We start from the raw sequence: 24,008 nt of genomic DNA, 5'->3' as shown, positions 1-24,008 counted from the left end.
AAGGAGCAGATGCTCCTTTTTTTATTTATGCAGAAAACGCCGGAAGTTTCTTAATATCTTGATACTGACAAATAATGCAGCCAAAGCAAACAGTGCAATTGCAAAGACTGTATATTTGAGGTTGCTAATGTCATTTTGATAAAACTGCTGAATTTCTTGTTTGTTATATTCTAAAGCAGTTGCTTTGCCGGTTCGGCTATCTCTGAACTGGATTTTTTCAATATAGAACAGATTTCCCGCTTTGATTAAGTCAACAGTCTGGATTTGACGGGTATGCGATTGATTGTCTTCATCGCTACATAAAGCGCTGTAATGTTCACAGTTGATTTTGGCCACATAACCATTTCCTGCAATCAGAATAAAAATTGCATTGTCTGGTCGCTGGTTATTGGACACCAATACATACTGTTCGCCGGCTGTACTTTTTAAGGGAATGCTGGTGGCTTGCTGATAATGCTGTTCTGCTTGCAGAATTTCCTGAATTTTAGCAAAGCAGGTAAAACATAAGGACAACGTGATCAGAAAAATCACGCTGGCAAAACAGAGACGAAAAATGGTTTTGACAGTTTGATGCATGGGAGAAAAATTCAAAATAGAATAATGGGAAAGCAAAAGCCGAGTGCTGATCTGTATGTTAAATCATCATTCGAAAATACTGAAAAGAAACTTAACTCAATTCGATAAAAAAGCGGACTAAACTTGTTTTGCCAGAATACCTTGCTATTTAAATCTCTATTTTAACAACGCCTCTCGGCGCATAGTGCTCCATATCGCCCGATTTTAGGAAACCGAATGGGAAATTTCTTTTTTCTTCAGCTACTCACAGTCGTATTTGCCTTGTCCATTGCTACGACGATGTTTAATAAGCGTGTTTTAGGCTTTCCACAAGCGATCGGGGTTCCGATTGTGTCGGCAATCTTTGTTTTCATTTTGCAGTGGGGCGCCAGTTTACTGCATGGCAATCCATTCTTTAGCATCAATATTGACAATATCGAGCAGGCTGTTCGTCACGTCGATTTCTATGATTTTCTGATCAATGGGGTGATCTGTTTTATCCTGACTTCATCTGCGCTGAAGTTTAAGGTCTCAGATTTGCGTAACCACTGGCGGCCGATCAGTATTCTGGCTGGTCTGGCTTTGGTGTTCTGTGCAGTGTTCTTTGGCGTGGTGTTGTATGGTTATCAGTTCCTGATTGGTAAGCATGTTGACTTGCTGGTTTTGCTATTGCTAGGGGCGGCCTTGGGCGCCACAGATCCGATCGGCATTAAAGGGGTATTGAGTTCGGTTCGTGCACCGCATCATTTGATCGTCAAGCTGGAAGGCGAGTCGTTGTTTAATGATGCGATGTGTATTGCCTTGTTTATGACCTTACTCAATGTCCTGCAAGGTGAAAACTTTACGGTACTGGCAGTGCTGCAAACCTTGCTTTATGAGATTGTCGTGGCGGTACTGATTGGTCTCGGATTCGGTTTTGCGATCTTGCGGATTCTGCGCGGCAAACATGAAATGGAATCTCTGATTCTGACCACGGCCTTGCTGGCTTGTGGTTCCTATCTGGTGGCTTTGCTGGCACATGCTTCCGCGCCAATTGCCTGTGTGATTGGTGGCTTGATTGTCGGCAATAAATGGAAAGAAATCCTGGCAGATGCTGAAATTGGTGACGTTAATCATTTCTGGCATACGGTTGAGGGAATTATCAATTCATTCCTGTTTACCCTGATCGGTTTGGAATTGTTTATTCTGGACTTGAGTACCAGTCTGGTTCTGGGCGGAATGGTGGCTTTTGTGATTCTACATCTGGCCCGTTTTGCAGCCAACTATCTGGCCTTTGCCATGTTCCCAAAAGTCAGCAAGAAAAGCTATAACGGCAGTTTAACTATCCTGTCTTGGGGCGGAGTACGTGGCGGGATTTCTTTGGCCTTAATTCTGGCGGTCGCCAATGTTCCTCAGCTGGAAGCCTATAGCAGTATTCTGGTGGGCTATACCTTTATTGTGGTGCTGTTGTCCGGTGTGGTGTGCGGCTTGGGCCTGCCTGCGGTGATGAATGCGTTTTATTATAATCCCAATGAAGAGACGCAGGGCTTTAAAGGCTGGTATCAACGCATGTGCCACAAGCTGAATCGTAAGGGTTTTCGCTATATTGTTGGAGAAGATGCCAAAGGAAATGAGACTATTACTATCTTTCAGCCAGAAATTCTGATTGATCAGAAAGATGCAGATGGCGTCGCCACGGTGCACCATCCAGATAAGGTTCAGGAAGTAAAACGCTTAGAAAATCCGGATAATTTCTAAAGATAAAACTTAAAAGATCAAGATGCTGCTGGATTATTTTTATCATGAGATGAGAAAGTTTGAATCAGCGTATTTCATCAGGCTTAAACACTCTCTGATAGCTTTTTATGGATAGGTTGAAGTGTGATCTTTTATTTAAATGGGCTATTGAATAGATGAAAATGACCCAGACAAGTTCAGCCAGTCAGGAAATGGCAGAAATGATTTTGGCTGTGGTCAATCAGATTCCGTATGCCAAAGTCGCCACCTACGGACAGATTGCTAGACTGGCAGGTTTACCCAAACATGCGCGATTGGTCGGTCGGGTACTCAGTCATCTAAATGCGGACACCGATATTCCTTGGTATCGGGTGATCAATGCCCAGGCGAAAATCAGTGTGAAGCAACTGGACGAACATGGCCAGAATATCCAGCAGCAAAAACTCATGCAGGAAGGAATTTTTCTTAAAGGTGATCGCTTGGATTTAAAACGCTATCAATGGGATGGTCTGGTCAAGATATAAAAAAAATCCCCACTTGGTGAAAAGTGGGGATTTTAAACATAACTTAGTTGCGAATCACCATTACTGGGATATCCGCTTGGCCGAGAATGCTTTGCGCTACGCTGCCAAGGAACAGCTTTTTGAAGCCCGTGCGACCATGGGAACCAATCACGATCAGGTCAGAATTTAAATCTTTAGCTGCTTTGACAATCTCGCTATAAATTACCTGACCCTCAAGGAGCTGTGTATCCACTTCAACACCGGCACCAGAGAATTTTGCTTTGGCTTCATCCAGCGTTTTCAGGATGGAAGTACGGGCACGTTCAATCAGGTCATTGGTTTGTGCCGCAGAGATATATTCCGCAGCGATATAAGGGTCCAGTGCCAGCACTTGAACCACTGTGACTTTACTGTTAAATGCTTTGGCAATTTCTACAGCTTTATCCACTGCAGCATACGATGTTTCTGAACCGTCAACAGGTACTAAAATATGTTCAAAAGGCATTAGAATTCTCCTGAGGGGAATTTAGAGTTATTAGAAAATTATGACGCGTTAAACCGGGTACGAATAGTTGTTTATACTTTGATCATAGCCTGTATTGTATAAAAATAAAACCAAGTAAATACATAGGTATAATGTCTAATAGATTAAAGAATGAAGCACCTGTTTAGAGCTATTTAATTGGGTGATTTATTTAGCCTAAGTTAATAATTTATATGTAATTAATGTGATAGCCTAAGACAGTGATTAATCACATCGAATAGAGGTCGGGTCTAATTTTATTTGCGGTGACAGCTGTTCATAGCGATTTAAAATTGTTTGAGTTTCACCTGCATAAATTTTTTGCTGTAGCTGCCGGATTTTATGTTCTGTCACATGTAAACGCGCACAATGTAATGCAATCTGATTTTCCCGGGTTACCGCCAGTCGTTGGCTCTGATCATATTCCGGATAGGGCCCGATTTTCTGCTGTGCTCTGCTGAGTTGTGCCAAGGACCGTTTTTGCTGCATGCTCATCAGTTGCTGCTGATTAATCCACTGTGCCACATCACGTCTGACGCCATTATAATCTACGAAAATAGGCGAGATGATCTGGCAGGCACTCAGACTTGAAAGGCCAATGAGTAAAATAGATATTTTGATTTTATACATTTGATGAATCCTCGAAGAATTAAAGGGTGCTATGAATGCGTGAATTACATACTAAAAAAACCTTTTTTGTTTAAAATTTAAAAGTTTATTCCGTATTTGCATAAAGACTGAACATTTGTGTTTTAAAATGCTTGACGATAGAAGCTGAAATTACGATAATGCGCACACAGTTTACGGCTATGTAGCTCAGTTGGTTAGAGCACCGCACTCATAATGCGGGGGTCACAAGTTCAAGTCTCGTCATAGCCACCATTTTAAAAGACCAAGCTCTCAGCTTGGTCTCTTTTTTTGTCTTTTAAAAAGTACTGCAAACTATAAAAAATATTTGAAGCATCCACTAATTTTTTCAGATTTCTCAAAACATCATTTTTCCTTAATATTGAGTCTGATCTTCATTTTACTGTCGCATAAAAAAATCGCCCAAGCATTCACTTGGACGATTCTGATTTACATCATTGAGAGCAGAATTTAGCTACCTGCTTTCCATCCATTGACGATTGGATAACGACGCTCACGGCCATAAGAACGTGAACTGATACGTGGCCCAATGGCACCTTGGCGGCGCTTGTACTCATTGATATCAACCAGACGAATCACTTTTTTCACGACTTCAGCATCAAAGCCTTTGGCAATGATATCGTCTTGACTCATATCTTCTTCAATATAAGAGTACAAGATCGCATCTAGAATGTCATAGGCAGGTAAAGAGTCTTGATCGACCTGATCTGGACGCAGTTCTGCTGAAGGTGGGCGGGTAATCACACGTTCCGGAATCACTGGAGTTTCTGAAATGCTGTTACGATATTTCGCCAGTTCAAACACAATGGTTTTATACACATCTTTCAGAACTGCATAACCACCGACCATATCGCCATACAGGGTGCAATAACCGACAGCTAGTTCAGACTTATTACCGGTTGCCAGCACCAGATTACCGAATTTGTTAGATAGGGCCATCAATAAGGTGCCCCGTGAACGTGCTTGCAGGTTTTCTTCGGTGGCATCGACTGGAACATTACCAAAGAATGGGAACAGCACCTGCATAAAGCCGCTTACCACAGGATTGATTTCGGCAATACCGAAAGTCACGCCCATATTTTTGGCTTGAGCCGCTGCATCTTCGACACTGATTTGTGCGGTATAAGTATATGGCATCATCACAGCTTGAACTTTATCTGCACCAAGCGCATCTACAGCAATCGCCAAGGTCAGGGCAGAGTCAATCCCGCCAGACAGGCCCAGAATCACACCTGGGAAGCCAGAACGCTGTACATAATCACGTGTGGCCATGACCAGGCTTTGATAAATCTCAGCCATGGTGTCTAAAGCAGGTGCAATTGCGCCTTTGCTGAATTGCAGCTGTTCAGCATTAAATTCTGCAATTGCTAGATTTTCCTGAAAAGTTGGTGCCTGTAAAGCCACCTCGCCAGATTTGTTGAGCACAAAACTGGTACCGTCAAAGATCAGATCATCCTGCCCACCGACTTGGTTACAGTACACCAGGTTGATATTCAGCTGTTTGACCAAGGCCGCCATGGTTTCAATGCGATGTTGTGGTTTACCCACTTCATATGGCGAGGCATTCAGTACCAAAGCAGTGTCGATATTCAATTTTGCCAGTTGCTGAACAGTGGCTAAAGACCAGACATCTTCACAGATTAGTAAGCCAAATTTATGTCCAAGATACTCGAAAACCAGATGCTGATGACCTTCGCCAAAATAACGCTTTTCATCAAATACGCCATAGTTTGGCAATACTTGCTTGTTATAAACACCCAGTACTTCGCCATCTTTCATGACAGCAGCCGAGTTATAACGCTGACCATCTTCAGTTTGATTAACAAAACCAAAGACCATAACAATATCTTTTACTTCAGTCAGTTTTTCAAAAGCTGCTTTGGTGCGTTTCACTAGACTCGGGCGAATTAACAAGTCTTCTGCAGGATAGCCCAATGTTGAAAGTTCAGGAAAGATAATCAGATCCGCTTTATCTTTTTTAGCCTGATTGGCGAGATCAATCATTTTTTGCGTATTTGCATCCAGATTGCCCACATGTGGAGAGAATTGAGCAATCGCAATTTTAAAACTTTTCATTCCAAGTAAATCCTATTCCTATAGGTTGATACACTAAATTACTGATTTTTATAATTCTAATTATTCAGTTGAGTGCACTTCGATATTCATAAAATGCCAAATGGCTTAAATAAAAAAACTTTTTATCGCATGATCATTGAATCTTAATGTGCGATGCAAAATAATCATACCGGCTTATTTTATCGAAATTTTATCGATAAGCTAGAGTTGATTTAGTAGAACAGGCATTGAGTGAAAAAAGTTATTATATAAAATTAGAAAATATGCTGATTTTTTATGCATCTAAGCTTATGTAGATTTAAAGACTGAAATCGAAATTTGGGTTTTTAAAATATGCCTTATCTATATAGTTTGGAATTAAACTGATTAAATATCATCTGTTTATTGGTGGATTTAAAATAATATTCGGAATTTTTTTTAGAAAAATATCCCGGGCAATATCGCCTTGCTGTTCAATATTGTAAGTTGAAAATGATTTGTTGGGATTAAATTGATATTTGTACGGATTATATTTTCCCAAGCTGAGAAAATAAGCACTTTGTAAAAATGCCCCTTTTAAAAGCACATTGATGCGGCATTGATGTTGATAAATATGCGCCATCTCATGAATAAATAGCGCCTGATAAGATAAACTCTCGCATGAATAATCTTCCCGATAATTTAAATTGCGTACATGGATGTAGCCACTGGGCGCCATAATGACATGTTTGGATTGCCAAGGCAGGTAGGGGTGATTCATGATTTTAACGCGGGAATAATCGATCAGGTTGCCAAATACTTGTTGGGAAATTTTGATTTCACCAGACGTTAAACTACGGCACTTAAACTGTTCAAAATGAACCAGTCTCAAAATAAAGGGCAGAAAATACAACAGCATTCAATATACGTCCTGTTTTTAGGTGACTTAATCCGTGAATATGATTTTGATATATTCATTTTAAAACGTTTCAGGTCAATTTTTTGTAGGCTTTTGTCAGCACTAAAAAAACCACCCAAGAGGGTGGTTTTTTTAAGTCTTTCGACGCGGTTCGAATTAACGAACGATATCGCGTTGAACTTCGCCAGTGTAAAGTTGACGAGGACGACCGATCTTGTAAGGACCGCTGTGCATTTCTAACCAGTGGCTGATCCAGCCAACAGTACGTGCAAGCGCGAAGATCACAGTAAACATTTCAGTCGGGATACCAATCGCTTTAAGGATGATACCTGAGTAGAAGTCTACGTTCGGGTAAAGGTTACGCTTGATGAAGTATTCGTCAGAAAGTGCGATACGTTCAAGTTCCATAGCCAATGCAAGCTGTGGATCATTGATACCAAGTGCACCAAGAACTTCGTCACAAGTTTCTTTCATTACTTTCGCACGTGGATCGAAGTTTTTGTAAACTCGGTGACCGAAGCCCATCAGTTTAACTTCTTTAGTTTTCACTTTTTCCATGAAGCCAGCAACGTTTTCTACAGTGCCGATTTCGTCAAGCATCTTAAGAACAGCTTCGTTCGCGCCGCCGTGAGCAGGGCCCCAAAGTGCAGAGATACCAGCAGCGATACATGCATACGGGTTAGCACCAGTAGAACCAGCTAAACGTACTGTAGACGTAGATGCATTTTGTTCGTGGTCAGCATGAAGCGTGAAGATACGGTCCATTGCTTTTGCAAGAATCGGATCAACTTTGTAATCACGATCTGCAGGCGTAGCAAACATCATGTGCAGGAAGTTTTCTGCATAACCAAGGTCGTTACGTGGGTAAACGAATGGTTGACCGATGGTGTACTTGTAGCTCCAAGCCGCTAGCGTAGGAATCTTCGCGATTAAACGAATCGCAGTGATTTCACGGTGGTTCACATCTTCGATGTCAAGGTTGTTATGATAGAACGCAGACAACGCACCAACCACACCTACCATGATCGCCATAGGATGCGCATCACGACGGAAACCATTGTAGAAACGGCTAACTTGATCGTGAACCATCGTATGGTTACGTACTTTAGCGTCAAATTCTTCTTTTTGCTCAGCAGTTGGAAGTTCGCCATTTAACAATAAATAGCAAGTTTCCAGGTAATCAGCTTTAGTCGCCAATTGATCGATTGGGTAGCCACGGTGTAAAAGTACACCTTTGTTGCCATCGATGAACGTGATTTTAGACTCGCACGCAGCTGTCGCCATAAAACCAGGATCAAAAGTAAAGTGACCTGCAGCCAACACATCTTTAACGTCGATTACATCTGGGCCCAATGTGCCGCTGTAAATTGGTAGTTCAATTTCTTTGCCATCAAGCTGTAAAACGGCTTTCTTGCCAGTTGCTTCAGACATTCAATAGATCTCCTGTCCTGGTGAATGTATATCCGCTTTGTCTATCAATCTTTTAATGCACAAAACGGACGGATCAAAAATTTGCTATAAGATTAGTGAGTACTGAAATTTTGTCAATTATACTTATGGATGAAAAATGACGGCCGCACAGCAGTTTAGTCACATTCGCTCAGTATAAAAAGTTCAGTAAAATCACAGCATCAAACCTCTATAATAAGTCAAATTGATGCAGAGGTGCAGAAAAAAATAGACTGCCTGGGGCATTTGTAAGCGTTTTTTCCTAGCAAGAAATGCGGGCGAAAATAGTGAAAGATTAAGGTGAGCATGCTTAAAACTATATAAATCTCATAACTTACATCGTTTTTGCCAAGCTGAATTTAACAGGTAGAATTATAAATAAAAGCAATTAATTGAATTTTGAATATGGTTCAATTGATTAAAAAGTAGCTTAATAAATGGCCAGTTTTGCAGCAAAGGTAAGCAGTATAAAAATAAATGAATGATTTTTTGAATCTAAATGCTTCAAATCGATTGAAAAACCCATCGTGTGGTGTACTAAGTCGCTATTTAACATCAGGTTATCTGAATCACTGCGCTGCTGATGAATTGGGGCAATTGGTCTGTTAAATCTAGACACTTGATTTAAATCTGAATTAAAAAGAGATTTAAATAATATTTGTGATGGAACTGTGCATCTTTAGTCTAAAACTCAAACATGATCCTGTAGGCTGAAAACCGAGTAAATTAATCATCTTAATTATTTAAAAACAATCATATAGATAGGAATTGAAAGGGTGGAATAATATATAAAGTCTGACTTATTGTTGTTAATGATTCTTATTTAATGGTTTTTTATCCAAAAAGCCAAATTCAGCCGTTTGTATTTTAATAGTTCACGTTTTATAATTCAGTGTCGTTTTGATTTTAGGCATGTATTTGCCTGAGAATGCCAGCTTTCCTTCGAATTAATTCCAACAAACTCCGGATGGAGTTTTTACTTACAGGATGCCCGCTGTGAAAAGCAACAGACCTGTCAATTTGTCCATGGGTCAAGTTTTAGAAGTAAACTTAAAATCACCCGTGGCTATTGCATCAATTCTACACCGTCTTTCAGGTGTTATCGTATTCTTACTCGTACCGGTCCTTCTATGGATTTTAGACAAGTCATTGTCTTCGCCTGAAGGTTTTGCGCAAGTTCAAGAAATCTTTAACGGTTTCATTGTTCGCTTTATTGTATGGGTATTTGTCGCCGGCATGATTTTTCACTTTATTGCGGGTGTTAAGCATTTACTTGCTGACATTGGCGTTGCTGAAGAACTAGAAAGTGGCCGTGTTGCATCTACTATCGCATTAATCTTGTCTGCAATCGGTATTGTTGCAGCATTTGTATGGATCGTACTCTAATGAAAAGCGCTACTGGTTTAACAGGTTCAGGTTCTCGCGATTGGTTTCTCCAACGTGTCAGTGCTGTAGTTCTAGCTGTTTATACCGTTGTTGTACTGGGTTGGATTCTACTGAATGGTGGTTTCAACTTTGAACAGTGGTACGGCTTTATGATGACAGTTCCAATGAAGATCATGTCTTTGTTGGCGGTCTTATCTCTTGTTGCACACGCATGGATCGGCATGTGGCAGGTATTCACGGATTATGTGACTACTCGTCAAATGGGTCCTTCAGCTTCAGGTTTACGCCTTGTACTGACTTCAGCAGTAATCATTGCTGTACTTGCATATGCAATCTGGGCGATCCAGATTTTTTGGGCGAATTGATAGGAAACAATCATGGGCGCTATAAACCCTAAAGAAGATTACACAAATATTCCGCACGAAACTTTCGATGCTGTCATCGTTGGTGGTGGTGGTTCAGGTATGCGTGCGTCTTACCAACTTGCTCAAGCTGGTTTGAAAGTTGCGGTTCTGACTAAAGTATTCCCAACTCGTTCGCACACTGTTGCAGCGCAGGGTGGTATTGGTGCATCTCTTGGTAACATGCAAGAAGATAACTGGCACTACCACTTCTACGACACTGTAAAAGGTTCGGACTGGTTAGGTGACCAAGACGCAATCGAGTTCATGACTCGTGAAGCGCCTCAAGTGGTTTATGAACTTGAACATCTAGGTATGCCATTTGACCGTAATGCTGACGGTACAATTTACCAGCGTCCATTCGGTGGTCACTCAGCAAACTACGGTGAAAAAGCTGTGCCACGTGCATGCGCTGCTGCCGATCGTACCGGTCACGCACTTCTTCACACGCTTTATCAAAGCAACGTGAAAATGGGCACTCAATTCTTCGTTGAATGGATTGCGCTTGACCTGATCCGTAACGAAAAAGGCGACGTTCTTGGTGTTACAGCAATTGATCAGGAAACTGGTAAAATTGCAGTATTCCAAGCAAAAGCGACTTTGTTCGCTACTGGTGGTGCTGGTCGTGTGTACCGTGCATCTACAAATGCTTATATCAACACTGGTGACGGTCTTGGTATGGCTGCTCGTGCAGGTATTCCATTACAAGATATGGAATTCTGGCAATTCCACCCAACGGGTGTTGCGGGCGCAGGCGTATTGTTGACTGAAGGTTGTCGTGGTGAAGGTGCAATCCTTCGTAACAAAGACGGCGAACCGTTCATGGAACGTTATGCACCAACTTTGAAAGACTTGGCGCCACGTGACTTCGTATCACGTTCTATGGACCAAGAGATCAAAGAAGGTCGTGGTTGTGGTCCTAAAGGCGATTACATCCTGCTTGATATGACGCACTTGGGTGCTGACACGATCATGAAACGTCTTCCATCTGTATTCGAGATTGGCAAGAAATTCGCGAACGTTGACATCACTAAAGAGCCAATTCCTGTAGTACCAACAATTCATTACCAAATGGGTGGTATTCCAACGAATATTCATGGTCAAGTGGTTGTTCCTGAGTCTCGTGAAACTGAAGCGCTTGTTGCTAACTACAATAAAGACACCGACGTTTACTCTACAAATGCCGAAGGTCGTGACTTTGCTAAGCCAGTAAAAGGCTTCTATGCAATCGGTGAATGTTCATGTGTATCTGTACACGGTGCGAACCGTCTAGGTACGAACTCATTGCTTGACTTGGTTGTATTTGGTAAGGCTGCTGGTCAACATATCATTGAATATGTGACTAAACAGCACGATGGCGAATATGAGCCACTTCCAACAACTGTGCTTCAAGAAACTGTTGAACGTATTCGTAAACTTGACGAATCGACTACAGGTGAGAATGCTCAAGACGTTGCTGATGCAATCCGTGACATCGTTCAAGACCACGCTGGTGTATTCCGTACATCTGCGCTTCTGGACGAAGGTGTGAAGCAGATTCTTGCAATTGAACCGCGCGTACGCAATATTCACTTGAAAGACAAATCTAAAGTATTCAACACTGCACGTATTGAAGCGCTTGAAGTTGAAAACTTGTATGAAGTTGCGAAAGCAACGCTTATTTCAGCTGCTGCTCGTAAAGAATGCCGTGGTGCACATACGGTTGTAGACTTTGAAGAGTCTCCAGACCATGCTGAATACCCATATGGTCGTCGTGATGATGAGTGGATGAAGCACACTTTATGGTTCTCTGCGGATAACCGTCTAGAGTACAAGCCAGTTCGTTACCGTCCATTGTCGGTTGACGCGATTCCACCTAAACCACGTACATTCTAATCAGGAGAATTCAGATGAGTAGAGGTACTCGTACATTTCATATCTACCGCTACGATCCTGACAAGGATAAAGCACCGTACATGCAAACTTTCAAGCTTGAACTGACTGATAAGCACCGTATGTTGCTTGACGCACTTCTTGCATTGAAAGTACAGGACGAGACTTTAACGTTCCGTCGTTCATGTCGTGAAGGTATTTGTGGTTCTGATGGCGTGAACATCAATGGTAAAAACGGTTTGGCGTGTCTTTGGAACCTGAACGATTTACCAAATGAAATTACTGTTCGTCCATTGCCTGGTCTTCCTGTAGTGAAAGATCTGGTGGTTGACATGAACCAGTTCTATGATCAGTACAACAAGATCCATCCATTCTTGATCAACAACCAGCCTGCGCCTCCTAAGGAACGTTTACAGTCTCCTGAAGAGCGTGAGCATCTTGATGGTCTATATGAATGTATTCTATGTGCATGCTGTTCAACTTCATGCCCGTCATTCTGGTGGAACCCAGACAAGTTCTTGGGTCCTTCAGCATTGTTGAATGCTTACCGCTTCATCATTGACTCGCGTGATACGGGAACACAAGAGCGTTTGGCTCGTCTAGACGACCCGTTCTCATTGTTCCGTTGTAAAGGCATTATGAACTGTGTATCTGTATGTCCTAAAGGCTTGAACCCAACTAAAGCAATCGGTCACATCCGTAATATGCTTTTAGATATGGCAGGCTAATAGGCTGCTCTTTGCAGTTTAGAAAAAAGCACACCTTCAGGTGTGCTTTTTTTATGCAAACTATTGGAAAAATTAAAAAATCATAGGATAAAAATAAAGATACTATACTTAAAATGTATAAAGTTGAGTGAAACAGTCAGGAAAAGGGTAATGGCTTTGAGTGCCATATAAGAAGAACATGTGATTATTTTGGGTATTTATGATTTTTAGATGTAAAACTGACCTGAAAAATAGCAAGAACGATGTTATTATATAACGGAAATTTAAGGGGGGAGTGGATTGAAAGGTTTGCTCTCTTTTTATTTATCGGAAATGCTTAGGACTTAAGTCTACATTGAATCTATTTTTGAGATAAAGCACCATATATTAGAGTAAAATATCTGAACTGTATTTAGCCAATTTATGGAAGGTATGTGTCAAAAAAATCAATTGAAAAGTTGAGAACATGTTAGCATTTAGCCCATGACTATGTTTAAAAAATGCCACGCCAGGTACATTTTTTAAACACTGCATAATCAGGGACTGGTATATAAAAGGTAGACCCGAGTCGCTTTAGAAAAAATCTTTGTTAATGCTTGCTTTTTTCTAAGTCGATTTGCAAAAAATTGCCCGGTTTCGATCGGGTATTCAATGAGTGATGATGCCGCTGAGGGGCGTTATTGTTCATTAAACATATCAAGATTTTCTTGGTGTGGTGATAACGCCTCATGGCTTATGCCTTATGGGGGACTAGTATCATATTACCAATTTGATGCTAATAATCCTGGGTTTTGCTTAAAAAGCATCCTGAAAATGTTTTTGCAATAGGAAATGGGTCCACAAATGCAAGAAGTTGCTGACGCTCTGCGTCTTGACACTGAACTTTCCGCTGATAGTGCAGCGTATATTGAAGAACTTTATGAGCAGTATCTGACTGCTCCAGACTCAGTGGGTGCTGACTGGAGAGCGTACTTCGATAAATTCCCAAAAGGTGATCAACCACACAGTAATGTACGTGAGCAATTCCTACTTTTAGGTCGCAATTCAAGCCGTATTCAGCCTATTGTTCAGTCGACAGTCAGCTCAGAGCATGAACGTCGTCAAATTGGCGTGCTACAGCTGATTGCTGCGTACCGTAACCGTGGCCACCAGAAAGCAAAACTGGATCCATTAGGTTTGGCGAAGCGTGAAGTTGTGCCTGATCTAGATCTTGCTGCGCATGGTTTGACTCAGTCTGACTTAGACACAGTATTCAATACTGGTAACCTGGCGATCGGTAAAGAAGAAGCGACTTTGGCTGAAATGGTTCAGTCAATGGAAGCCACTTACTGTGGTTCAATCGGTGCTGAATACATGCACATCGTGGACACCAAAGAAAAACGTTGGATTCAACAACGTCTAGAAAGTGCACGCGGTCAATATGGCTTCAATGCTGATCAAAAGAAACATGTCCTTGAGCGTTTAACTGCGGCTGAAGGCCTAGAAAAATATCTTGGTAATAAATTCGTTGGTGCCAAACGTTTCGGCGTTGAAGGTGGTGAAGCATTCATCCCGATGGTCAACGAAATTATTCAGCGTGCAGGTTCTGTAGGCTGTAAAGAAGTTGTGATCGGTATGCCTCACCGCGGCCGTTTAAACCTTCTTGTTAACATCATGGGTAAGAACCCGGCTGACCTGTTTGGTGAGTTCGAAGGTAAGTCTATTCACAAGAAAGGTTCTGGTGACGTTAAGTATCACCAGGGCTTCTCTTCAAACGTGATGACTCCAGGTGGCGAAGTTCACTTGGCATTGGCGTTTAACCCGTCACACCTTGAAATCGTTGGCCCTGTGGTTGAAGGTTCAGTACGTGCACGTCAAGTACGTCGTAAAGACATTGGCGGCGATGACGTATTGCCACTAATCGTACACGGTGATGCTGCATTTGCAGGTCAGGGCGTTAACCAGGAAACTTTCCAGATGTCACAAACTCGCGGTTATACCGTGGGTGGTACAGTGCACATTGTAATTAACAACCAGGTTGGTTTCACGACGTCTGATCCACGTGACGCACGTTCTACAGAATACTGTACTGACATCGCAAAAATGATTCAGGCACCAATCTTCCATGTGAATGGTGATGATCCTGAAGCTGTGGTGTTCATTTCACAATTGGCACATGACTTCCGTCATACCTTCCGTAAAGACGTTGTGATTGACATGTTCTGCTACCGTCGTCGTGGTCATAACGAAGCGGATGAGCCAGCTGCAACTCAACCAATGATGTATCAAGTGATTAACAAGAAAGCGACTACGCGTACGCTTTATGCGGATCAATTGGTACAACAGGGTGTTCTTGATCGCGCAAGTGCAGATCAAATGGTTGAAAACTACCGTGCAGACCTGGAAGCGGGTAATCACGTTGCCAATGCACTGGTACTTGAACCAAACAAAAAAATGTTTGTGGATTGGACTCCTTACTTAGGTCATGAGTACACAGACGAGTGGGATACAACTTTCCCAATCGAACGTCTAAAAGAGCTTGGCAAGAAAATGCGTGAGCTTCCTGAAGGCTTCGTGATGCAGCGTCAAGTTGCAAAAGTAATTGATGACCGTCTGAAAATGCAAACGGGTGAAATGCCTCTGAACTGGGGTGCTGCTGAAACTCTGGCGTATGCAACTGTACTAGATGATGGTTACTTGCTTCGTTTAACGGGTGAAGACGTAGGTCGTGGTACTTTCTCACACCGTCATGCAAAACTGCATAATCAGGTAGATGGTTCAACTTATCTTCCACTGTGTAACCTGAAAGAAAACCAGCCGCGTACTGCAATCTATGACTCTTTGTTGTCAGAAATGGCTGTATTGGCATTTGAATATGGTTATGCGACGACTCTTCCTAAGAGTTTGATCATCTGGGAAGCACAATTCGGTGACTTCGCAAACTGTGCACAGGTTGTCATTGACCAGTTCATCTCATCTGGTGAAACCAAATGGGAGCGTGTATGTGGCTTAACTATGCTTCTTCCACACGGTTTTGAAGGTCAAGGTCCAGAACATTCATCTGCACGTTTGGAACGTTTCTTGCAGCTATGTGCTGAAGACAACATGCAAGTCATCACACCGACTACGCCTGCGCAGATTTTCCACGCATTACGTCGTCAAGCGATTCGTCCAATCCGTAAGCCATTGATTGTTACTTCGCCGAAATCTTTACTTCGTCACAAGCTTGCTGTATCTAGCCTTGAAGAGCTTGCAAACGGTACATTCCAAACCGTGATTGATGAAGTAGACAACATCAACAAGTCAGATGTAACCCGTCTGGTTCTGTGTGGTGGTAAGGTGTATTACGACCTAGTTGAAAAACGTCGTGAAAAAGAATTGAACAACACTGCAATTGTACGTATTGAACAATTATATCCATACCCAGAAAAACGCCTGGCAGAAGTGCTTGCGCAATATCCAAACGTTAAAGAACTTGTTTGGGCGCAAGAAGAACCGAAGAACCAAGGCGCTTGGTTGTTCATCGCACCGCGTCTATATGACGACGTGATGAAAGCGGGTAAACAAGTACGTATTAGCTATGCAGGCCGTGAAGCTTCTGCTGCACCGGCATGTGGTTCACCATATTTGCATGCAAAACAACAAGCTCAGCTCATCAACGACGCGCTTGCGATCGACGCTGAATAATCCAGGAGATTCTAAGTAATGGCAACCGAAATTAAAGCACCGGTATTCCCAGAGTCAGTTGCGGACGGTACGATCGCAACTTGGCACAAACAACCAGGTGAAGCAGTGTCACGTGATGAAGTGATCTGCGATATTGAGACTGATAAAGTTGTTTTAGAAGTTGTTGCTCCTGCAGACGGTACACTTGCATCTATTATTAAAGGTGAAGGCGATACTGTTCTTTCAGCTGAAGTCATTGCACAGTTTGAAGAAGGTGCTGTTTCTGGCGCTACACAAACTCAAGCAGTTCAGTCTGAAGAGAAAGTTGAACAAGCTGCTGCGCAAACTGAAGCGGGTAATGCACCGATCGTTGAACGTCAACAAGTACAGGATCAGGCTCCAGCAGTGCGTAAAGCATTGACTGAATCTGGTGTTGCAGCTGCTGACGTTGCAGGTACAGGCCGTGGCGGTCGCATCACGAAAGAAGATGTGGCAAATCATCAAGCGAAACCGGCAGCACCTGCAGCGCAACCATTAAGCGTTGCAGTGGGCGAGCGTATCGAAAAACGTGTTCCTATGACTCGCCTTCGTAAGCGTGTTGCTGAACGTTTACTTGCAGCGACTCAAGAAACTGCAATGTTGACCACGTTCAACGAAGTGAACATGAAACCAATCATGGAAATGCGTGCTCAATACAAAGATGTATTCGAGAAGCGTCATGGTGCGCGTCTTGGCTTCATGTCATTCTTCGTTAAAGCAGCAACTGAAGCACTTAAACGCTATCCAGCGGTAAATGCTTCAATTGATGGCGATGACATCGTGTATCACGGTTACTACGACATCGGTGTTGCAGTTTCATCTGAGCGTGGTCTAGTGGTTCCTGTTCTTCGTGATACAGACCGCATGAACTATGCTGAAGTTGAAAATGGCATCCGTGCATATGCTGGCAAGGCACGTGACGGTAAACTGGGTATCGAAGATATGACTGGCGGTACATTCACCATTACTAATGGTGGTACTTTCGGTTCATTGCTTTCTACACCAATTCTAAATACGCCACAAACTGCGATTCTGGGTATGCACAAAATCCAGGAACGTCCGATGGCGGTGAATGGTCAAGTAGAAATCTTGCCAATGATGTACCTTGCACTGTCTTATGACCACCGTTTAATCGATGGTAAAGAAGCAGTTGGTTTCCTTGTAACAATCAAAGAATTGTTAGAAGAGCCAGCGCGTCTTATCCTTGATCTTTAATTTTTAAGAATATATTTATGGGCTTAGGGAAAAAACTCTAGGCCCATTTTTGGAGATAAACATGTCTCAATTCGATTTAGTCGTAATTGGTGGTGGCCCGGGCGGCTACGAAGCAGCAATTCGTGCAGCTCAACTTGGTTTTAAAGTTGCGTGTATCGAAAAACGTATTCATAAAGGTAAACCATCTTTAGGGGGTACTTGCTTAAACGTCGGTTGTATCCCGTCTAAAGCTTTACTTGATTCTTCACATCGTTATGAAGATACAGTTCAACATCTAGATGACCATGGTATTACGACTGGTGAAGTTAAATTCGATCTTTCTAAAATGCTGGCTCGTAAAGACAAAGTTGTAGATCAATTGACTGGCGGTATCGATCAGTTACTTAAAGGTAATGGCATCGAGTGGTTAAAAGGCACGGGTAAACTGCTTGCAGGTAAAAAAGTAGAATTTGTTTCTCACGAAGGTGAAACTCAAGTTTTAGAGCCTAAATATGTGATTCTTGCGACGGGTTCTGTACCAGTAAATATTCCAGTGGCTCCTGTAGATCAAGACTTAATTGTTGATTCTACTGGCGCGCTTGAATTCCCAGAAGTACCTAAGCGTTTAGGTGTAATTGGTGCGGGCGTGATCGGTCTTGAGCTTGGTTCTGTATGGCGTCGTCTTGGTGCTGAAGTTGTTGTATTTGAAGCAATGGATGCATTCTTACCAATGGCTGATAAAGCATTGGCAAAAGACTTCCAAAAACTGTTGACTAAGCAAGGTATGGATATCCGTATCGGTGCAAAAGTTGCAGGTACTGAAATCAATGGTCGTGAAGTAACGGTTAAATATAACCAAGCTGGTGAAGACAAAACTGAAACTTTCGATAAATTGATCGTTTGTGTCGGTCGTCGCGCATATGCTGAAGGTTTATTGGCTGATGATTCAGGCATTAAATTGACTGAACGCGGTTTGGTTGAAGTCAACGATTGGTGTGCAACTTCAGTTGAAGGCGTATACGCAATTGGTGACTTGGTACGTGGTCCAATGCTTGCGCATAAAGCAATGGAAGAAGGCGTAATGGCGGTTGAGCGTATTCACGGTCATGCTGCACAAGTGAACTATGACACCATTATTTCTGTAATTTACACACATCCGGAAGCGGCGTGGGTAGGTTTAACAGAACAGCAAGCGACTGAAAAAGGTCACGAAGTTAAAACGGGTCAATTCGGTTTTGCTGTGAACGGTCGTGCCTTAGCTGCGGGTGAAGGTGCCGGTTTCGTGAAGTTTGTTGCTGATGCAAAAACGGATCGTTTACTCGGTATGCACGTGATTGGACCTGCTGCGTCTGATATCGTTCACCAAGGTATGATCGCGCTTGAGTTTGTATCTTCAGTTGAAGATCTTCAGTTGATGACTTTCGGTCACCCGACATTCTCTGAAGTGGTACATGAAGCTGCACTTGCAGTTGATGGGCGTGCGATTCACGCGATCCAACGTAAGCGTAAGTAATTCGAAAAAAGAGCGACTTAGGTCGCTCTTTTTACATTTCATGGTTGTTTTTATTGGAACAATCATCTAAAAATAAAGATAACGATTTTAAGAAATGCTGGTGCTGCTTTGACGGACGTCTGGGTGCTAGTGGGTTATAACAAGGCAAAGAAGTAATAAAAGGTTATTCAATGAATTTACATGAGTATCAAGCAAAAGCGCTATTAAAAAAATATGGTATGCCTGTGCAGGAAGGAATACTTGCCACCAATGCCGATGAAACGGTGCATGCTTTCGAGCAGCTGGGTGGAAAGTTCGCAGTATTGAAAGCACAGGTGCATGCGGGTGGCCGGGGTAAGGCTGGTGGGGTAAAAGTGGTGAAATCGGCTGCCGAGGCTGCTGAATATGCCAACCAGATTATTGGTTCACGCTTGGTGACTTATCAAACGGATGCCAATGGTCAGCCAGTCAATAGCATTTTAGTCTCGGAAGATGTTTATCCGGTTGAGCGCGAGCTGTACTTGGGCGCTGTTGTAGATCGCTCGACTCGCCGCATCACTTTTATGGCATCAACTGAGGGCGGTGTTGAAATTGAGAAAGTGGCCGAAGAAACCCCTGAAAAAATTATTAAAGTTGAAGTTAATCCTTTAGTCGGTCTAATGCCATTTCAGGCGCGTGAAGTTGCTTTTGCACTTAAACTCAAAGATGGACAAATTAATCAGTTTGTTAAAGTCATGACGGCTGCTTATCAGGCATTTATAGAGAATGATTTTGCACTTTTCGAAATCAATCCGTTGTCTGTGCGTGAAAATGGCGACATTCTGTGTGTTGATGCCAAAATCGGAATTGATTCAAATGCGCTGTACCGTTTGCCTGAAGTGGCGGCACTACGTGATAAGTCTCAAGAAAATGAACGTGAGTTAAAAGCGTCTGAGTTTGATCTGAACTATGTGGCTTTAGAGGGTAACATTGGTTGTATGGTCAATGGTGCCGGTCTTGCCATGGCAACCATGGATATTATTAAGCTTTATGGCGGTCAACCAGCCAACTTCCTGGATGTTGGTGGTGGTGCAACCAAAGAGCGCGTGATTGAAGCCTTCAAAATTATCCTTGCAGATAGCTCTGTACAGGGCGTATTAATCAATATTTTTGGTGGAATTGTACGTTGTGACATGATTGCTGAAGCAATTATTGCAGCGGTTCAGGAAGTAAATGTGACTGTTCCAGTGGTTGTTCGCCTTGAAGGCAACAATGCGGAACTGGGCGCGAAATTACTGGATGAATCAGGTTTGAAATTGATTTCTGCAGACGGTCTTGCTGACGCTGCAGAAAAAATCGTTGCTGCTGTAAAAGCTTAAGGAGTATCTAACATGAGCGTATTAGTTAATAAAGACACTAAAGTATTGGTACAGGGCTTTACAGGTAAAAACGGTACATTCCATTCTGAACAGGCTTTGGCCTATGGTACCAAAGTTGTGGGTGGTGTAACCCCAGGTAAAGGTGGTCAAACCCATCTAGAATTGCCTGTATTTAATACCATGCGTGAAGCGGTGAAAGAAACAGGTGCAGATGCTTCGGTGATTTATGTTCCGGCCCCCTTTGTACTGGATTCTATTGTTGAAGCGGTTGATTCTGGCATTGAGTTAATTGTGGTGATCACTGAAGGTGTACCGACCATCGACATGCTTAAAGCCAAGCGTTATCTGGAAACCAATGGTAATGGCACACGTCTCATCGGACCAAACTGTCCGGGTATTATTACGCCAGGTGAATGTAAGATCGGGATCATGCCGGGACATATTCATCAGCCGGGTAAAATCGGGATTATCTCGCGTTCAGGCACATTGACTTATGAGGCTGTGGCGCAAACTACAAAACTCGGTTTAGGTCAGTCGACCTGTATCGGGATTGGTGGTGACCCGATTCCGGGCATGAACCAGATTGACTGCTTGAAACTGTTCCAGGAAGATCCACAAACTGAAGCTATCATTATGATTGGTGAGATTGGCGGTACTGCGGAAGAAGAAGCTGCGGAATATATTCAATCGAATGTGACTAAGCCAGTTGTTGGTTATATTGCGGGTGTGACTGCACCTAAAGGCAAACGTATGGGTCACGCAGGTGCGATTATTTCAGGTGGTAAGGGCACAGCAGAAGAAAAGTTTGCTGCCTTTGAGCGTGCGGGTATGGCGTATACACGTAGTCCAGCCGAACTTGGTTCAACCATGCTGCAAGTATTAAAAGATAAAGGTTTAGTTTGATATTCACATTAGACCTTTAATAAAAAAGCTCCCAGATGGGAGCTTTTTTATATCTCAGTCTATTTTTAAGTTTTAGCTTTAAGGCTTTGGGTCATCCCATTAATATCTCCACCCTGAATACCGAGCTCACTCATCAGGCTGTCAATGAGCGGTGCCTGGCTACGATAACGCAGGGCGCTATTCACCACCTGATCTGAAAGAGCAACATTACTATTCTCATGATGGGCATCTGCCTGACAGGCACCGGCATGACCGCCATGTAGGCCATTCACCTGGAGAATCTTGATATCATCAATATTCTCCATTGGCTTGACACTTTCTCTGATAATTTCAGGCAAGTATTTCAGCACGGCCAGACGAATCTGCATTTCGACCTGTTCAGGTGACAGGACGTTATTGGCTTCATTGACCGCACGTGTACCTTCAGCATCCACCTGATACTGTTTCTCCATTGCCTGAGCCAATAGAATTTTCGCATCCGCTTCGCCCTTGGCTTTAAGGCGGACTTTTTCTGCTTCCGCCTCAGCCGCAATCCGCACTGCTTCTGCATCATCTGCTGCCGCTTGTTTGCCAGCTTCAGCGGCAACTGTAATGGCAATTGCATCTTTTTCAGCATGTTCTTTGGCTGCGACCAGCTCAACTGCCTTTTGACGCTCTGCTTGCTGGATTTGACGTACGGTGATGACTTCTTCTTCCGCTTTTACCGCTTGTGCACGCGCCTGATCGGCTTGGGCTTTAGCTTCAGATTCAGCACGTGATTTTTCCGCAATGGCAATGGCGCGGTCCTGTTCAGCGAGTTCAATGGTTTTCTTTTGCTCGACCTGTGCTTTTTGAATCAGCTGAGCCTTTTGAATATTTTCATTTTCGACATCACGGGCGGCCAAAATACGCTTGAGTTCGACTTCTCGTTCAGCGGCAATTTGTGCTTCTTCTGCTTCACGTTTTTTGCCGGCTTCCTGAGCGGCAATTTCAGCCAGCTGTTCAGCACGGCGAATGGCAATTTCACGTTCTTGTTGCAGCTTGGCATATTCTTCTTCACGAATAATTTGCAGGCGCGCCTGTTCAGCTTCCAGATTTTTGGTTTTGATCGCCAGATCGGTATCCTGTTCAATGTGGTTACGCTTGCGGCGACGATCTTCAATGGTTTCAGTGAGCTTGGTCAGACCTTCAGCATCAAATGCATTTTGCGGGTTGAAGTATTTAAATCCGGTCTGATCCAGTCCGGTTAGGGAAACCGTTTCAAGCTCCAGACCATTTTTATGTAAATCTTCCGAAACGACTTGCTGTACTTTTTGTACGAAATCGACGCGTTTTTCATGCAGTTCTTCCATGGCCATTTCTGCAGCCACTGCGCGCAGTGAATCAACGAACTTACCTTCCACCAGATTTTTTAGTTCATTCGGTGACATGGTTTTTTGACCAAGGGTTTGTGCTGCGGTGGCAATTGAATCTGCGGTAGGTTTGACTCGGACATAGAATTCGGCCATGACATCGACTCGCATACGGTCACGGGTAATCAGTGCCTGATCATCAGCACGGCGGACTTCAAGACGTAGGGTATTCATATTTACTGGAATGATTTCATGTAACACCGGAAGCACGATTGCGCCTCCACCTAAAATCACTTTTTCTCCACCCCAACCGGTACGTACAAAGGAAATTTCCTTGCTTGAACGACGGTATAAACGTGCAATGATGAGACCGAAGGTCACCAGTGCTACAAAAATAATTCCCGCAATAATTGAAATATTATATAAATCAAATGTTAACATTGTTATAAAGTCTCAATTGAGTGCTAGCTAAATAAAATTAAAGTGCAATGGCTTGAAAGCCGTTCTTGGTTTTGTGGGTTAGAACTACATTCTGACCTTGATTTAAAATTTGATTGTTTTCTGGTTCAACCAGCACATAATGGGTCTGGCCATGTTGATCCCGGACTTTGGCTTGTGCTGGAGAATTCATTTTGGCATCTCCGAGAATAATGGTCGCGGTACGTCCGATGAGTTCATCACTATGAATCGCAGAGGTTTCATCTTGGGGCAGGAGTTTACTGGCGGCCATGGCAAGAAAGCGCACCACAGGCATACACAGAAACAGGCAGGCCGGAGAAATCAGCCAGACATTAAACAGCTGGCTGGTCAGGCGTTCAAATATTCCCTGAATCAATAAACCGCTTAACCCATAACTGGTCAGAAAAATGATTAGCCAGATAAATAAAGGCAGACGCCCCAGATATAACCAGTCAAATACTTTGCTGAAAACACCGGGAGACTGATCCGGACTTATTTCCGGTTGCAGAGAATCTTCAGGTAAAAACTGTTCGAAGATATGCTGAGAGCCGCCGCCGAGCAGCAATAGAATACATTCTAGAGCAGCAAACATCAGCATTAGGCTCAGGCTAATACTAAATACGATATTTGATGGATGCGTAAACAGTTCCCACATTTCTTTATCTCTATAATTATGTTTTTAGGAAAAGTGTCTGAAAGTTTTTATTGATATAATGATAACAGTAATTGCTGATTTTGTATGCAAAAAAATAACAAAAAACCTTATAAACAAGGATTGAATATATTGATTATTTAATAATTATTGAACTATTAAAATTAATAATAAACTATAAGTTAAATGGATGTTTGAGCAAGTGATGCCATATCGGCAATA

19 protein-coding genes and 1 tRNA gene are annotated in these 24,008 nt (G+C 42.8%); 12 read left to right on the top strand and 8 right to left on the bottom strand.

Annotated elements, in window-relative coordinates:
- Nucleotides 1–21: 21 nt before the first annotated feature.
- Nucleotides 22–576, bottom strand: a complete 555-nt coding sequence (locus tag F894_RS07670) for a hypothetical protein (protein WP_005246964.1) — start codon at nt 574–576, stop codon at nt 22–24.
- 216 nt (nt 577–792) lie between these two features.
- On the opposite strand from F894_RS07670, the gene F894_RS07665 reads away from it, so the two are divergent.
- Nucleotides 793–2,292: a cation:proton antiporter gene (locus F894_RS07665; protein WP_005246963.1), complete on the top strand. Its 1,500-nt coding sequence runs from the start codon at nt 793–795 to the stop codon at nt 2,290–2,292.
- Between the two features lie 161 nt (nt 2,293–2,453).
- Nucleotides 2,454–2,795, top strand: a complete 342-nt coding sequence (locus F894_RS07660) for an MGMT family protein (protein ID WP_081401204.1) — start codon at nt 2,454–2,456, stop codon at nt 2,793–2,795.
- Between the two features lie 43 nt (nt 2,796–2,838).
- Here the strand turns inward: F894_RS07660 and F894_RS07655 are convergent, their stop codons facing one another.
- On the bottom strand, nt 2,839–3,279 hold the full coding sequence (locus tag F894_RS07655; protein ID WP_004279425.1) for a universal stress protein: 441 nt from the start codon (nt 3,277–3,279) through the stop codon (nt 2,839–2,841).
- A gap of 243 nt (nt 3,280–3,522) precedes the next feature.
- Nucleotides 3,523–3,927, bottom strand: coding sequence for a hypothetical protein (locus F894_RS07650; protein ID WP_005246960.1), 405 nt, complete (start codon nt 3,925–3,927; stop codon nt 3,523–3,525).
- A 175-nt stretch (nt 3,928–4,102) separates the two neighbouring features.
- Here F894_RS07650 and F894_RS07645 point away from each other — a divergent pair.
- Nucleotides 4,103–4,179, top strand: a tRNA-Met gene (locus F894_RS07645).
- Between the two features lie 216 nt (nt 4,180–4,395).
- Here F894_RS07645 and F894_RS07640 read toward each other — a convergent pair.
- The 3 genes from F894_RS07640 to gltA all read right to left on the bottom strand — a co-directional run bounded on the left by F894_RS07640 (nt 4,396) and on the right by gltA (nt 8,329).
- The gene (locus F894_RS07640) at nt 4,396–6,021 is read right to left on the bottom strand and encodes an NAD+ synthase (protein WP_005246959.1); all 1,626 of its coding nucleotides are present in this window, start codon (nt 6,019–6,021) and stop codon (nt 4,396–4,398) included.
- Nucleotides 6,022–6,394: 373 nt separating this feature from the next.
- Nucleotides 6,395–6,898: a hypothetical protein gene (locus tag F894_RS07635; protein WP_005246958.1), complete on the bottom strand. Its 504-nt coding sequence runs from the start codon at nt 6,896–6,898 to the stop codon at nt 6,395–6,397.
- A 156-nt stretch (nt 6,899–7,054) separates the two neighbouring features.
- A complete protein-coding gene (gene gltA / locus F894_RS07630; protein ID WP_004279429.1) occupies nt 7,055–8,329 on the bottom strand; it encodes a citrate synthase in 1,275 nt (424 codons plus the stop codon).
- A gap of 1,005 nt (nt 8,330–9,334) precedes the next feature.
- Here gltA and sdhC point away from each other — a divergent pair.
- The 9 genes from sdhC (at nt 9,335) to sucD (ending at nt 21,344) form a co-directional block, all read left to right on the top strand.
- Nucleotides 9,335–9,733, top strand: a complete 399-nt coding sequence (gene sdhC / locus F894_RS07625) for a succinate dehydrogenase, cytochrome b556 subunit (RefSeq protein ID WP_004279430.1) — start codon at nt 9,335–9,337, stop codon at nt 9,731–9,733.
- Nucleotides 9,733–10,098, top strand: coding sequence for a succinate dehydrogenase, hydrophobic membrane anchor protein (gene sdhD / locus F894_RS07620; RefSeq protein WP_004279431.1), 366 nt, complete (start codon nt 9,733–9,735; stop codon nt 10,096–10,098). Before sdhC ends, sdhD begins: the two co-directional genes overlap by 1 nt.
- Before the next feature lie 12 nt (nt 10,099–10,110).
- A complete protein-coding gene (locus F894_RS07615; RefSeq protein ID WP_004646289.1) occupies nt 10,111–12,009 on the top strand; it encodes an FAD-binding protein in 1,899 nt (632 codons plus the stop codon).
- A gap of 14 nt (nt 12,010–12,023) precedes the next feature.
- The gene (locus tag F894_RS07610; RefSeq protein ID WP_004279433.1) at nt 12,024–12,734 is read left to right on the top strand and encodes a succinate dehydrogenase iron-sulfur subunit; all 711 of its coding nucleotides are present in this window, start codon (nt 12,024–12,026) and stop codon (nt 12,732–12,734) included.
- An 822-nt stretch (nt 12,735–13,556) separates the two neighbouring features.
- Nucleotides 13,557–16,379, top strand: coding sequence for a 2-oxoglutarate dehydrogenase E1 component (locus F894_RS07605; protein ID WP_004279434.1), 2,823 nt, complete (start codon nt 13,557–13,559; stop codon nt 16,377–16,379).
- Nucleotides 16,380–16,397: 18 nt separating this feature from the next.
- Nucleotides 16,398–17,612, top strand: a complete 1,215-nt coding sequence (gene odhB, locus F894_RS07600; protein ID WP_005246957.1) for a 2-oxoglutarate dehydrogenase complex dihydrolipoyllysine-residue succinyltransferase — start codon at nt 16,398–16,400, stop codon at nt 17,610–17,612.
- A 61-nt stretch (nt 17,613–17,673) separates the two neighbouring features.
- Nucleotides 17,674–19,104 carry a dihydrolipoyl dehydrogenase gene (gene lpdA, locus F894_RS07595; protein ID WP_004279436.1) on the top strand — a complete coding sequence of 477 codons (1,431 nt, stop codon included), beginning with the start codon at nt 17,674–17,676 and terminating at the stop codon, nt 19,102–19,104.
- Between the two features lie 170 nt (nt 19,105–19,274).
- The gene (gene sucC, locus F894_RS07590) at nt 19,275–20,441 is read left to right on the top strand and encodes an ADP-forming succinate--CoA ligase subunit beta (protein WP_004646290.1); all 1,167 of its coding nucleotides are present in this window, start codon (nt 19,275–19,277) and stop codon (nt 20,439–20,441) included.
- A gap of 12 nt (nt 20,442–20,453) precedes the next feature.
- A complete protein-coding gene (gene sucD / locus F894_RS07585) occupies nt 20,454–21,344 on the top strand; it encodes a succinate--CoA ligase subunit alpha (protein WP_004646291.1) in 891 nt (296 codons plus the stop codon).
- A gap of 65 nt (nt 21,345–21,409) precedes the next feature.
- On the opposite strand, the gene F894_RS07580 is transcribed toward sucD, so the two are convergent.
- Both F894_RS07580 and F894_RS07575 read right to left on the bottom strand, forming a co-directional pair.
- Nucleotides 21,410–23,116: a flotillin family protein gene (locus F894_RS07580; protein ID WP_005246955.1), complete on the bottom strand. Its 1,707-nt coding sequence runs from the start codon at nt 23,114–23,116 to the stop codon at nt 21,410–21,412.
- 37 nt (nt 23,117–23,153) lie between these two features.
- Complete coding sequence (locus F894_RS07575; protein WP_005246953.1) at nt 23,154–23,789, bottom strand: YqiJ family protein; 636 nt, start codon at nt 23,787–23,789, stop codon at nt 23,154–23,156.
- Nucleotides 23,790–24,008 lie beyond the last annotated feature (219 nt).

The sequence above is a fragment of the Acinetobacter sp. CIP 51.11 genome (assembly GCF_000369665.1).
Classification (GTDB): Bacteria; Pseudomonadota; Gammaproteobacteria; order Pseudomonadales; family Moraxellaceae; genus Acinetobacter; species Acinetobacter lwoffii_S.
Note: the sequence above shows the minus strand (reverse complement) of the source record. Positions and strands in the feature narration are given on the sequence as shown.

Coding starts and splice junctions, on each gene's coding strand:
- odhB (WP_005246957.1), top strand. CDS start 16,398: ATGGCAACCGAAATTAAAGCACCGGTATTCCCAGAGTCAGTTGCGGAC.
- sucC (WP_004646290.1), top strand. CDS start 19,275: ATGAATTTACATGAGTATCAAGCAAAAGCGCTATTAAAAAAATATGGT.
- F894_RS07605 (WP_004279434.1), top strand. CDS start 13,557: ATGCAAGAAGTTGCTGACGCTCTGCGTCTTGACACTGAACTTTCCGCT.
- sdhD (WP_004279431.1), top strand. CDS start 9,733: ATGAAAAGCGCTACTGGTTTAACAGGTTCAGGTTCTCGCGATTGGTTT.
- F894_RS07660 (WP_081401204.1), top strand. CDS start 2,454: ATGACCCAGACAAGTTCAGCCAGTCAGGAAATGGCAGAAATGATTTTG.
- sdhC (WP_004279430.1), top strand. CDS start 9,335: ATGCCCGCTGTGAAAAGCAACAGACCTGTCAATTTGTCCATGGGTCAA.
- F894_RS07615 (WP_004646289.1), top strand. CDS start 10,111: ATGGGCGCTATAAACCCTAAAGAAGATTACACAAATATTCCGCACGAA.
- lpdA (WP_004279436.1), top strand. CDS start 17,674: ATGTCTCAATTCGATTTAGTCGTAATTGGTGGTGGCCCGGGCGGCTAC.
- F894_RS07610 (WP_004279433.1), top strand. CDS start 12,024: ATGAGTAGAGGTACTCGTACATTTCATATCTACCGCTACGATCCTGAC.
- F894_RS07650 (WP_005246960.1), bottom strand. CDS start 3,927: ATGTATAAAATCAAAATATCTATTTTACTCATTGGCCTTTCAAGTCTG.
- F894_RS07640 (WP_005246959.1), bottom strand. CDS start 6,021: ATGAAAAGTTTTAAAATTGCGATTGCTCAATTCTCTCCACATGTGGGC.
- F894_RS07670 (WP_005246964.1), bottom strand. CDS start 576: ATGCATCAAACTGTCAAAACCATTTTTCGTCTCTGTTTTGCCAGCGTG.
- F894_RS07665 (WP_005246963.1), top strand. CDS start 793: ATGGGAAATTTCTTTTTTCTTCAGCTACTCACAGTCGTATTTGCCTTG.
- sucD (WP_004646291.1), top strand. CDS start 20,454: ATGAGCGTATTAGTTAATAAAGACACTAAAGTATTGGTACAGGGCTTT.
- F894_RS07575 (WP_005246953.1), bottom strand. CDS start 23,789: ATGTGGGAACTGTTTACGCATCCATCAAATATCGTATTTAGTATTAGC.
- F894_RS07580 (WP_005246955.1), bottom strand. CDS start 23,116: ATGTTAACATTTGATTTATATAATATTTCAATTATTGCGGGAATTATT.
- F894_RS07635 (WP_005246958.1), bottom strand. CDS start 6,898: ATGCTGTTGTATTTTCTGCCCTTTATTTTGAGACTGGTTCATTTTGAA.
- F894_RS07655 (WP_004279425.1), bottom strand. CDS start 3,279: ATGCCTTTTGAACATATTTTAGTACCTGTTGACGGTTCAGAAACATCG.
- gltA (WP_004279429.1), bottom strand. CDS start 8,329: ATGTCTGAAGCAACTGGCAAGAAAGCCGTTTTACAGCTTGATGGCAAA.